At 34.0% G+C, this 13,723-nt stretch carries 3 protein-coding genes; 1 reads left to right on the forward strand and 2 read right to left on the reverse strand.

Translation table 11 applies throughout. The annotated features are described in order from the left end of the window. Positions 1-245: 245 nt before the first annotated feature. Positions 246-848 (reverse strand): TetR/AcrR family transcriptional regulator, encoded by a 603-nt coding sequence (locus tag QZN33_RS10955; protein WP_296792448.1) that lies wholly within the window; start codon positions 846-848, stop codon positions 246-248. A 20-nt stretch (positions 849-868) separates the two neighbouring features. After that, the gene (locus QZN33_RS10960; RefSeq protein WP_296792451.1) at positions 869-1,477 is read right to left on the reverse strand and encodes a TetR/AcrR family transcriptional regulator; all 609 of its coding nucleotides are present in this window, start codon (positions 1,475-1,477) and stop codon (positions 869-871) included. Between the two features lie 237 nt (positions 1,478-1,714). On the opposite strand from QZN33_RS10960, the gene QZN33_RS10965 reads away from it, so the two are divergent. Next, positions 1,715-13,723: Ig-like domain repeat protein (locus QZN33_RS10965; RefSeq protein WP_296792454.1), on the forward strand; the 12,009-nt coding region annotated here is incomplete at its 3' end.

Here is a 13,723-nt window from a genome sequence, read left to right on the forward strand (position 1 = left end):
AGACCAAAAATGGAATTCTAACATTTTTAGACTTCCAAATGCAAAACTGGACACAAAATCACATAAAAATTAAATAAGCCTATAAAATTTTACAGACTCTTCACCAAATTATTAACCACATATTGTAATATATTATTTACATATTTTAACTTTAACCATTTTTTAATTAATTCGAAGTAATTATCCCATTGTGTTTTTTCATAAAGTCACACTTCAAAAATATTTATTATTAATTAAAAAGAGTTTCAATGGCATTTGATGGTCTGCCAAGTCATATCAAAATTTTTCTCAAAAATTAAATCAATGTCTGCATCTGGAAAATTTAACCAATAATATTGAGTTCCCATATACAGGATATGCAATGAATCTACAATGTTTTCGGTTGAGAAGTCCTCGGAGATTTCATTTTGCCTTTTACCCTCTTCGACAAGATCTGTTAAAAATATTTTAATATCATTTTCTGTTTGTGAAATTATCCTGTTAACGTCATGATGGGCATGACCTATTGATGTTAAAAGAAGAATTACACTGCTATAATTGATTTTTTCATTGATGCTTTCAATTTCCACACCTTTAATATAGTGATGTAAAATATTGAGCAATGTGTCATGGATTCTGTCCTTTGATGAACCTTCAAGAATGATTTTATCTAAATCGACTTTAATATAATCCACCATATATTTTTGAAGAATTGCTTCAAACAGGTCGTTTTTATCTGAAAAATAATAATATATGCCGCCTGTTGTCAGTCCTGTATAATTTCGAATTTCACTAATTGAAATATCAATTGATTCCTTCTCCAATATTAGTTTTAGTGTTTTTTCAGCAATCAAGTCTTTGGTGTTCATCTAACCACTCGTGTTTTAAGTTATTCTGTGAATTTTATCTTTTCCCATTCCAAATCAAAATTATCTTCGAAGTCCTGAATCATATCATCAATTAAATATACTTCCCATTTATATTGAATTCCCATGTACATGATAATTAATGACTCTACAATGTCTTCGGTTGAGAAGTCCTGTCTAATTTGTCTGTTTTTTTGACCTTCTACTATAATTTCTGTTAGAAAATCCTTCACTTCATTTAGAATACTATGGCTTAACTCCCCATAATGTTCATAAGCAAATCCGTCTCCTGTTAAAACCAGCAATATTGACCTGTAGTCTATTTCACCATCAATCGATTCAATCCGGATTCCGGTTTCTTTTTGCCTGAAAATTTCAGCCATGACATCATGGATTTTTTCTTTTGCATTACCATTTATCTGTCTGAGTTTGTCTATATTGAATCTGTAATAATTCATATAATATTTTTCAATAAGTTCATCGTATATTTCTTCCTTATTTGAAAAATAGTGATATATTCCACCAATTGCAATTCCGGAGGATGCACTTATTTCTCTAATAGAAATGAGAGAGTCTTGTTTTTCTATCATTAATTTTAAAGTATTTTCTAAAATTAACTGTTTTGTATTCATACATTAAACAATTTATATTTTATAGTTATTAAATGATATAGAGAACGAACGTTCGGTTGAAGTGTAAAATTAATTTTAAGAACAAACGTTCTGTTATATTGGAAAATAAAAACTGAATTTATAGTTTTAATTCATCAAACAACAATAATTTTATAAAACAATAAAAGGAAAAATATTATTGAGTAAATTTTTTGAATGAATATTCTATAATTACTTACAAATTTGAGGTATTTTAAAATGAAGAAAAAAACGATAGGGATATTGCTGATAATCCTTGTATTGTTTATAAGTATTGGCGCAATTTCAGCGGCTGATGCTAATGAAACATTAATGGAAGAAGTCAGCGATACCGAGATAGCAGTGACTTCTGTTGCTGTTGACGAAGACAACGCTATTTCGCCGGAGAGTGAAAGTGGCGGAGATGTTGAAATTAATGTAACTGATAGTCGAGATGAAAAATCAATTTCGAATGAGGTGAAGGTAACTTCTAAATCAAATGAGGTGCTTTCCGCTTCAAACGATGATGTGCTTAAAGCCGACACAGACTGTTTTTGGTGGGCTGAAAATAATGAATGGTTCGAAGATTTGCGTGACGCAATGGATCATATTAAAGATAGTTCTAGTAAAACAGGAACAATATATGTTAACGGCGGTACATACACCGAGCTTGACAAAGGAACATGTGGGGACATATATATTCATTTTACAAGTGCGGCAACAATAACAATACAGCCGTTTGATGGTCAACAGGTTATTTTCGACGGCACTAAAGAAAAAAATAATTACCTGTTTTGGTTATCTCATAAAGACTTAAAAGTCACATTCAATAACATAATATTCAAAAAAGGGCATGCAACAGCTGATGGTGGTGCTATTGAAGTTACTAATGCACAAGTGACATTGAACAACTGTATACTGACTGAAAATGAAGCCCTTGATTATGGTGGAGCTATAAGTGTGGACGGTGGAACATTTATAGCCAACAATTGCCAGTTCCTAAATAATTGGGCAGAAGATGATGGTGGAGCTATCTCCTGTGAGGATGATGGTACTGTCGTACTTAATAATTGTTATTTTGAAGGCAATAAAAAGATTAAAGATGGTGTCGAAGAAGAAAACGATTTCGGAAATGAAGGTGGAGAATCTGGAACCTGGACTTTTAACGACTGCCGATTTAAAGGACATGGTTCCCTTGAAATTGAAGTAGACGCTCCTGCTAAATCAGTGGAAATAACTCCTGATATTGAATACGGAAAAGAAGAGGTAAATTACGCTGTTTTATATAAAAATGGTAAAGAATATGCTAGAACCGCTTGTAATGATGGAGACACTGCAACTTTCTCCGATTTGGAACCAGGCACTTATACAGTTTACATGATGAAAAATTATGAAAAAAGATACGCATATTCTGGAAATGAATTTACTATTATAGAACCTAATTTTGTTTTAGATGATAAAGATGTATTTGAAACTTTAAGTGCTGCGGTTAATGCTATTCCTAATGGTGGAAGTGGAGTAATTACTGTTGAAGCCGGAACTTACAATGACACTGATAATTTTAACATAGTCATTAGCAATAAAATAGTAACAATTATGCCTAAAGATACTGAATCTCTAATACCGGTTACTTTTTCAGCCCTTTATGAAAATTATCTGTTGCATGTAGCAGGTTCTAATGCTCAACTCATTTTGGAAGATATAACTATTACTGGTAAATTTTCAATGTATGCATTATATATCAATTCTGATTTGGAATGTTCTATTACAGACTGTGAATTTAATAATATTAAAAATTCTCAAAACCAACCTGGAACTCCAATTAATGCTCAAAATTCAAAATTAGAAATAAATGGTACTACTTTTGAATTAAACGGCCAAATTAGCTTAATGAATACTGTTGTAACTATAGATGACTGTCATTTCACTAACAATACTGGCCGTCAGGGAGGAGCAATTAATGCAAATCCTTCTTCCGATTTAACTGTTACAAACTCAGAGTTTACCCGTAATGATGCAACAACTGAAGGTGGTGCAATATATGCAACTAATCTTAAAATTGAAGACACTACATTCATGCTAAACACAGCTGAAACTGGAGGAGCTGTTTATATAACTGACAGTAGCGACAGACTCGTTAATATTACTTCTTGTGTTTTTGATTCCAATATTGCAACTAATCAGAGAAACATATACTCCAAATCACTCACAAGAAAAATTAATTTAGAGTTTAATGAATATGATTTGGATTTAGCAATGAATGAAAAAGATGCTTCCTATGGTAGCGAGTACATTCTTAATGGTAAATTTGACTGGGGTTCAAATTTAAATAATACTTTTACTCTTTTATCAGGAACCATAGATGATGAGAATGCTTTCGGAGATTTGCTTACTGTTGAAGATAACAAATTTAATATAAATCTTGGAGTGCTAACAGGCGGAACACATGAATTAGCCATGGAAGGAATGTATACTCAGGGAGACAGTAATGACCATTTCTATACCCACATGTATTATTCTGATTTAAATGGAAACGAATTCTATCTAACAAACCCTGCATATCTAAAAGTAGTAATTGCAAAAGCTAAAATATTATTGAATCTTGAAGTAAAAAATGTATTAATACCTGAAATACCTGTTTTAAATCTTTATGCTAATTGGGATAATAATTACACAATTTTCATCGGAAATAAATATTATAAGCTTGAAGTTGTAAACGGTAAAGGTAGCATGCAGCTGACCGGTCTTGATTTAGGTAATTATTCGGTTGTTGCTATGCGCGATGCTGATGAAAACTTTGATCTCGCCATGAATTTTACTACTTTTTCAGTAAGTAAAACTTACAGCAACTTCCTCGTTGTAAGTACAAATGTGGAATATGATACTTTAGCACAGGCTGTAGCCAATTCCGGCAATGAAGATACAATATATGTTAAAAACGGCACATATAAAGACACAAAAGTAGTAATATCCAATAAGACTTTAGATATTATTGCACTGGAAACTGTGGTCTTTGATGCTCAGGGCGGCGATGCGAATTTCATAATTGTAAATGAAAATGCTGAAGTCTATATTTATGGTATAGCATTCAGAGGAATTCACAACAGAAATACAAATTATGGAGCTATAGTCAATCACGGAGATCTTTCACTAGATTCATGTAATTTTACAGACAATAAGATTACAAAAACATCATTTGCTGGAAATGGTGGAGCCGCCATATTTAGTGACGGAGAATCACTGGAAATTGACAACTGTAATTTCATAAACAATGTCGCTCCTTTAAAAGTAAGTACTGCAGCAGTCACATCATTGGGTTATGAAGATATTTCAATCACAGATTCCAAATTCATAAACAACACTGCACGTGAAGGAGGAGCAGTTCACTTTAAAAACATAGCTCAATTTGAATCAGCAATCTATTCATGTGATTTTGAACAGAATACTGCTGTTAAAGGATCTGCAATATATGTCGGAAACAATTCAAGATATGCATCTGTAAGTCTATCTAATTTCATTAAAAACAACATCAAAAATAGTTTAGGAGAAAAAGCCCAACTTGAAGGTGGAGTAATATATGTCAATGGAAACACTACCGAGGTAACAATTGACATAGGATTATCCAACTTTGAAAACAACGCCAACAAAGATGTGGACGGAGGAGTCTTATGTCTTGACGGAAGTTCAAATGCATTCATTGAAGGCTGTACCTTCAATAACAATAGCGGTAAGTTGGGTTCTGCAATTTTAATCAAAAACCCTAATAATGAAAAACTCACATTAATTATAGATAGCAGTTCATTTACAGATAACCATGCAACAACTGGAGCTGTTGCAACCTCTCCTAAAGTTATAGCACTCATTGAAGAGTGTATTTTTATGAATAACACTGGAGAAAACAGGCATGTTTACAGCAACGGATTTACTGTGGCTCATGATACTGTTTTTGAAATTACCAATGCTAACTTAAAAGCATCAACTGTTTCATATGGTAATGACTCAATAATCAAAGGTACAGCAGATCCTGGTGTCAATATCTACACATTAGCAAACTTAACCGTTGATGGTGAAAATGTCACTGCAGAAATTAAAAACAATGCATTTACCTATAATGCAGGTGTATTGAATCATGGAAAACATACAGCTGTTTTAAACAATATTGTAGATATGAACAATAATACCTACTTGATGGATAGTATAAGTGTTACTTTCAAAGTTAACCGTATAGGCATTGAATTAAATGTTTCTGTTGACAATATTACCTATGGTGAAACCCTGAAAGTCGTTGAAACATTGCCTTCCACTGCTTCAGGTAGAATAAGTTATCAATTGAATGGAAAAGAATACACAAAAGATGAACTCGAATCATTGAAATTAGATGCAGGAAAATATACCCTAGTAGCTACCTACAATAATGACGATTACGCACCTTCATCTTCCACCATCAATTTTGAAGTATATAAAGCCAATCCGACCATATCTGTAGAGGATGTGGAAGTAGAAGATAATGGTACCGTTATTGTAAACATAAAAACAAATGTTCCATCAATCTATACAATAGAAATTGGAGATTACAAAACTGATAAATATGTTAACGGTAGCAGAGCTGTTGAAATAGATGAAATATTTGAACCTGGAACCTACACAATCAAAGTCACTTCACAGGAACGTGTAAACTACAAATCAAATTCCACTGAGGCTACTTTGAAAGTCACTAAAAATATTCCGGTAGTCACATTAAGTGCCTCCAATAAAGTCACATCTCCAAATGAGGCTATTGTCGGTGTTTCAGCTCCGGAAAATGCAGTAGGAAATATCACATACACAATAACAGATTCAAATAAAAACATTGTTAAAACCCTAACCCAATCCTGCAGAGACGATTTAATCGTTTCCGATTTGGATGACGGAGACTATGAAATCAATGCAGTATTTGAAGGTGATGATTTATACTATTCAACCAGCAATATCAAAATGGCTCCATTATCCATTATGAGGTCTGTGAATAATGAAGATATCCGCACTTCTGAAGAAGATGAGTACGATGAGGAATATTACTATCCATTCATATACCAGGAAGATGAAGATTCAGATTATGAATATTATGAAACCCTGGAAGAAGCAATAGATGCGGCTTCATTAATGGGAGGAATCATTACAGTTAGAGGAGGAACCTATTATTACGAAGATGGAAACGCCGGTATTGATATTGAAGGAGAAGCAGAAATAACAATCAGAGCTTTTGCAGGCGAAGAGGTTATTTTTGACTGTCAACATGAAAGTGACTTCCTGTATTTAACATATGATACTGAAGTAGAGATAATTGAGGCAGCTCCACCTATTCCTATTATATATACCACAGAAGGGCCTACCATTACACTTGAAAACATTACCGTAATCAACGGATATGCCAACAGTGATGGTGGAGTTATCGAAATGGATGCAGGTAGTTTAACATTGCTGAACTGTAATTTCTACAATAACGAAGCTGAATATGGTGGAGTAATATATATCGGTTCACTTACTTCAGATCAGGATGCGGACGTCATTGCATATAACACTACATTTATAAACAATATTGCAAGATCTGAAGGTGGAGCAATCTATATTTCAGAAGGTCTTGAACAGTTCGTATCAGCTTCATTTTACGCATGTACATTTTTAGACAACTACCAAGGTGAAGATGATGAGAGAACTATGAATTACTTTGCTGGTGATGCTGCTGATGAAATAGTTAAGAAAGCTTGTATATTTAACGCTAAGGATACAGTAAAATGGTCAATGGATAAAATCAACCAGACAGTAACTGTTATCGGTACATCTACTGATATCTTCGATTCAATCGTTTTATTGTACTTCGATCATATACCATTATACTCAATTTACAATAACGGTTCCCAAACATTTAATGTCACTTTCGAGGACGTAATGGGCGGAAACTACACTATAGGTGTAATGAATGACCATGACCTCAATACATATATCTTTAAAGATGCATCATTTGAAATGAGAGTGCCAAACTTCATCATATCCGCAGATGAGGTATATGAAAACTTAACTGATGCTATTGGCAATGTTACAGATAATGGTATTATTTATGCAAATGCAAATTATCATATTGATGAGAATATGGAAATTGACATTAGCAAATCTTTCACACTTACCAATTTCAGAGACCGCGTGGTTGTTTTCGATGGAAACAGCACAAACTGGTTCTTTACAGTGGCTGAAGGATGCAATGTTGTAATTGAAAACATTGAGTTTGTTGATGGAGGCATAAAAGATCATGCATCAATTGAAAATTACGGCAGTTTAACACTTAAAAACTGTTCTTTCACAGGTTTTGAAACCGAGACAATCATATACAATTCCGGTTCCTTAAATATAACAGACGGTGTATTTTCACTTAATTCCATTAACAATGCGATTGTCTTGAATAATGGAAAATTATTCATCGACGGAGCTGAATTCTCAAGCAATGTCATAAATACAAATTCTGTTGTCTACAACAATGGAAATGCAGAAATTGTTGCTTCCAATTTCACAGAAAACATCAATAACGGAAATGGTGGTGCAATATATAACAAAAAATCATTAACCATTAAAGACACAGTTTTCAATGAAAATGAAGGCATAAATGGCGGAGCTGTTTATAATGAAGGTACATTAGAAGTCTTAAACTCTACTTTTGAAGATAACACTGCAAACGGATATGGTGGTGCAATTTTCAATGACGGTGAAGCAAACATAGCTAATTCATCATTTAGCGGAGGATTCAGTGAAAAGGACGGAGGTGCCATTTACAATAATAATATACTGATTGTGAATAATTCCACATTAGTTGCAAATACCGCAACAGGCAATGGTGGAGCAATCTACAACAACAAAACCCTGAAACTTACAAAATCATTCTTTGGAATTAACTTCGCTTACGAGTATGCAAACATTTACAATGCAGGCGATGTTCAAGACTTTAGAGATAACACATTCGATTTCTATGATGTGATATTGTACGTACCGGATGGAGAATACGGCATTCCTACAACAATTACAGGCACACTTGATCCTCAATTCAACATGGACCTTCAATTAACATTACCTGGATTTGTTAACTATAAAGACGCTAATGTCACAATTACAGACGGCATATTTGAATATAATACCGGCGTTTTACCAAAAGGCGCTTATGACGTTATATTAAATGAAGTCATTTATGATAAAAACGGCAACGTTTATTATGGTGAATCAATAAGGGACAGGCTTATCGTAAATAAAGCGAATGTCTACATAAATCTGACTGTAGAGGATATTATCCTTAAAAATTCAGATATTGGTACCCCTGTTTTAAAAATCAACGCAAGTAAAAACGGAACATTCCAGCTTCTGTTCAATAATAGGCTTTCAACTTTCACTATTGCTGACAGTCAAGCTGAAATAACATTGGACAGTGTTGGAGAAGGAAACTACAGCGTAATGGTTGTCCGTGAAGGTGATGAAAACTATAACGATGCAGCAAACGGAACCACATTCACTGTAAGCGAATATTTAGGCAATTTCATTGTCAACAGTACTGGTGGAAAATTCGATACATTGGCTGAAGCTATCAATAACTCTACAGCTGAAGACATTATTTATGTAATGGAAGGAACTTACAGCGGTTTTGGCTATGCCGCAGGAAATATTGTAGGTAAAAAATTAACCATAATTGCACTTGGAGATGTTGTTTTTGATCAAAGTACAACTAATTTAGGGTTTATAAACACTACTGGAGACTCTGATATTACTATATGTAATGCAGTATTCACCGGATTTAAAACTAACTATAAGAATGCAGTCTTTTTCAATAGAGGTAATTTGACTTTAGATGGATGTGCCTTTGCCAACAATACTTTAGGAGAAGACAGTGATACCATAGAATTTAAAGCATTTATCTATAATGAAGGAAATTTAAATATTGTTAACTCTGAATTTTATGACAATAACATATACCACACTTACCTCGTCACTAGTAAATCTGACATTATCATTAATGAATCAACATTTGAAAACAATACAATCGACAGTTGGGGTCGCCTCATTAATATAACTAATGCGAATTCAGCAAAAATCATATCAACCGAATTTGTTGAAAACACATTAGGATCCGGTGAAGCCATTTTTGTTGAGAAATGTAATGATGTTCTCATTAATGCTGAATTTTACGATAATACTAAAGGAGAAGGTATTTTTGCAAGGGATAATTCAAAATTGAATATTGAAAATTCAATATTTACAGGAAATGCATTTAGCCGTATAATTGAATCATGGAACAATGTTCAAAATAGTATTTCAGGATGTACATTCACAAACAATACTGGTTATTATATTGTTTTAAGTGAAGACAAAAATCTGTCCGTTTCAGAATCCACATTTTTATCCAATACCCTTTCAGACAACCCACATTCAGGTGAAAGTACATTATTCATTGGATCAGATGTGAATGCTAGTGTCAACGGATGTGTGTTTGCAGAAAATAAGGGAGGCGATTGCAGAAACATCTATAGTGAGAACCCTAATGTGAACATTACCCATACAACCTTTGATACTGAAAACGTCGATTATGCTGTTAGTGATATTGACTACGGAAAAACTGAAACAATTAACGGTACTATTGATATTGGTACAAACTTCGACTTCAATGTCAATTTAAACATTAACAACAAAGTCTATCCAGTCAAAGTAACTAACAATAAATTCACCTACACTTTAAGCAATCTAACAGGTGGAGACTATGATGTGGTATTAACTGCACAAGACAGAGATTCAAACACATTTGTATTTAATCAAATAACCAAAACATTCACTGTCAATCGTATAGATCCTGGATTAAAAGTTACAATATCAAATATTACTCAGGGTGAAAAATTAGAAGTTAATGCTGAACTCATCAATAATGCTACCGATAAGATTCTCTATCAATTGGATGGAAAATGGTATAACAAGACTCAGCTTGAAAATCTCACATTGACCCATGGTAACTATTTAGTTGCAGCATCATATGGTGGAAATAAAAACTACTATCCAGTCGGTATACCAGTTTATGTGGAAGTTTACAAAACCACTCCAAACATAACTGTAAGTGATGCTGAAGCTAACTATGGTGAAGATATTGAAATTAATGTAAAAGTCGACGTTGCTGATTATTATACCGTATTTATAAACGACAGCTACGATGATGCAGTTTCATTGTATATTGACGGCAGCGGAACATTTACAGTTCCAAGTAAAAACTTCAAACCTGGTAAATATGAAATCAAAGTTTATAAAATTGAAACTGATGACTATAATGAAGCATACGGCTATGCTAATTTAACAGTTAATGAAAATATCGGAATTTTCAACCTATCTAACGATACTATTTATTATGGTGAAAATGCAACTGTTCGTGTGAAAGTTCCAGAAAATGCATATGGAAACATTACCTACACAGTATACGATTCCCAAATGAATATTGTTTACACTACCACACAGTCCTGTCTCGAAGAACTTGTTGTTCCTAATTTGTATGTTGTAGACAATGTTGGAAAATATATGGTCACAGGTAAATTTGAAGGAGATTCCTACTACACCAATAAATCCGTAGTCTATTCTGGCGTAGTATTAGTCATTCCAAAAACTGTAGAATTAAACATTACTGTATCCAATATAACCTATGGCGAAAATGCAGTAGTTACTGTTGGTGCAGATGCTGACGGCGAATATCTCGTTTATGTCGGTAATGAAACTTATAAAGTTAATGTTGTAAACGGTACCGGAAACGTTTCCGTTTCTGATTTAATTGTCGGAAGTTATAATGTTAATGCATCAGCTATTGACGGCAATTACACCGCATTCAATGAAACAGCATTTGAAGTAACTCCTAAATCCGTTTCCATCGAAATTTCAGTTGAAAACATAACATATGGAGAAGATGCAATCATTACAGTTAAAGCTGACGCTGACGGTGAATATCTCGCTTATGTAGGAAATAAAACCTATACCATCACTGTTAAAAACGGTAAAGGAAATGTATCTGTTTCTGACTTGACTGCAAGAAAATATAATGTTAACGTGACTGCTATTGACGGCAATTACACCGGATTTAATGAAACAGTATTTGAAGTAGTTCCTAAACCTGTTTCAGTCATTGTTTCTGTTGAAGATATTTTCATTGATGATAATGCTGTTGTTTTAGTTAAAGGAGAAGTTGATGGCGAATATATTGTAAATATATATGATGAGAATTACACTGTAAACGTTGCTGACGGTGAAGGAAGCATTGATATTAGTAATTTGAATGTTGATAAAGGCATTTTGGTTTCAGTAACAATTGCTGACGGTAACTACAGCACATATAATACCACAACATTCAATGTAAATAAACATGACACTCCAATTGAATTGGATATCCAAACCGGAGAAAACAATGTGACAATGACTGTTAGTGTTAATGATACTGCAACAGGTCTTGTCAAATTCCAAGTTAGCGGTGAAGAGGAATACTCACTTTATGTCGATGTGGTGAACGGTAAAGCAGTTCTTGAAGATATTCTTGATACCGGTGATTACAGAGTTATCGTAACCTATATGGGAGATAACAGATTTAATACCAACATTACTTCCGAAGAGTTCACTCTCAAAGGCCACATTAAGAAAGATACTCCTATTACTGCTGATTCTAAAGTGAATGGATACAGAGTTACATTAACTGTTAAAGTTGATGAAAACGCTACAGGATTTGTAAGATTGACCGTTGGAGGTACTGTTGCTAATATTGAAGTAGTTGACGGTGTTGCAACATTAACAACTAGTCTGATGCCAAACAGTTACACTGTTGATGTAACTTACCTTGGTGATGACAACTACAATACCAACAGCACTATAGAGACATTTACCGTTACAGAAATTTCCAAGGAAAATACCACAATTGATCTTAACATTGATGTTTATGAAGACACTGCTCTGGTTATGGTTGATATAAATGAAGCTGCAACCGGACTGGTTAAATTCTATATGGTAGGTAAAGAAAGCGGTGAAGAATATACAATGTACATGGATGTTATAGACGGTCATGTAGAAACCTTAACTAACAGCATCGAACCTGGAAACTACACCGTAGTTGCAACATACATGGGAGACTCAGTATTCAACACTAACACTACATCCAAAAACGTTGAAATCCTCGGACATCTCATGAAAGACACTCCAATCGACGTAGAAGTTGAAACCAATGCAAACAGAGTTACATTAACTGTTAAAGTTAATGAAAACGCTACCGGATTTGTTGAAGTCAAATCTGGCGTAAGCGTATCCAATATCGCATTAGAAAATGGTGAAGCTACATTAACAATCACCTTGCCTTACGGAAGCTACACCTTGGATGTAACTTACCTTGGTGATTACAATTACAATAAAAACTCCACCAAAGCGGAATTCACACTTGTAGAACCTGCTAAGGAAAATACTCCAATTTCATTAGATGTTGTGAGTGAAGAAAACAATGTAGTAATGACAGTTACAGTAAATGAAGCTGCAACCGGCCTTATCAAATTCCAAGTAACCGGCGAAGAAGAATACACTCTCTATGCCGATGTTGTCAATGGTGAAGCGGTTCTTGAAGATATTCTTGAAACCGGCGATTACACAGTAATTGCAACATACATGGGAGACAGCAGATTCAACACCAATATTACATCTCAAGAATTCACTATCGAAGGCCACATTAAGAAGGATACTCCAATCACAGCATCTGCTGTTGTGAATGGTAACAGAGTTACATTAACTGTAAATGTTGATGAAAACGCTACAGGATTTGTAAAACTAACTGTTGGAGGAACTGTTACCAATATTGAAGTAGAAGATGGTGTCGCAACACTAACAACCGTATTGGTACCAAACAGTTACTTTGTAGATGTAACTTACCTTGGTGATGACAACTACAATATGAACAAAACCTCCGTGACATTCACTATAACTGATGTCGCCAAGAAAAACACCAATATTGATCTTAACATTGATGTTTATGAAGACACCGCTCTGGTTATGGTTGATTTAAATAAAGCCGCAACCGGACTGGTTAAATTCTATATGGTAGGTAAAGAAAGCGGTGAAGAATATACAATGTACATGGACGTTATAGACGGCCATGTGGAAACCTTTACCAACAGCATCGAACCTGGAAACTACACCGTAGTTGCAACATACATGGGAGACTCAGTATTCAACACCAAC

It is taken from the genome of uncultured Methanobrevibacter sp., from assembly GCF_900314615.1.
GTDB lineage: Archaea > Methanobacteriota > Methanobacteria > Methanobacteriales > Methanobacteriaceae > Methanocatella.